Source organism: Desertibacillus haloalkaliphilus, assembly GCF_019039105.1.
In the GTDB taxonomy this organism is placed as follows: domain Bacteria; phylum Bacillota; class Bacilli; order Bacillales; family KJ1-10-99; genus Desertibacillus; species Desertibacillus haloalkaliphilus.
Genome location: NZ_JAHPIV010000069.1, coordinates 1 through 567, shown reverse-complemented (window position 1 = coordinate 567; position 567 = coordinate 1). Strand labels below are relative to the sequence as shown.

At 48.1% G+C, this 567-nt stretch carries 1 protein-coding gene; it reads left to right on the top strand.

Annotation, left to right across the window (positions count from 1 at the left end):
• Positions 1 to 567, top strand: a 567-nt coding sequence (locus KH400_RS29615) for a hypothetical protein (protein ID WP_217227930.1), incomplete at both ends; no start/stop codon positions are given.

The window sequence follows — 567 nt, the reverse complement described above, 5'->3', positions numbered from 1 at the left end:
GGAGAGGGGGAGAGGAGAGGGGGAGAAGAGAAAGGGGAAAGAAAGAGGAATGAAGAGGGAGGGGAAGGGAGAAAGGAAGAGAAAAGAAGAGAGGAGGAAGGGGGGGAGGGGAGAGGGGAGGGGAAGGAGGAGGAAGGAAGGAAGGAAGGGAAGAAAAAAGGAAAGAAAGAAAAGGGAGGGAGAAGAAAAGGGAGGAAGAAAAGGAAAGAAGGAGGAGAGGGGGGGGAGAGGGGGGGAGAAAGAGAGGGAGAAAAAGAGAGGGAGGAAAGAAAAGAGAGAGGAAGGAAAAGGAGAGGAAGAAAGAGGAAGGAGGGGAAAAAGAAAAAGAAGGAAAAAAAGGAGAAAGAAGGAAGGAAAGAAGGGGAAGAAGAGGGAAGAAGGGAAAAGGAAAGGAAGGGAGAAAAAAGGAGGAAAGAGAGGGAAGAAAGAGGAAAGAAAAAAGGGAAAGGGGAGGAGAGGAAAAAGGAAGAAAAAAGAAGAGGAAGGAAGAGGGAAGAAAAGGAGGGAGAAGGGGGAAGGAAGGAGAGGGAGAAAGAAAAAAAGAAAGGAAGGAAAAGAGAAGAGAGG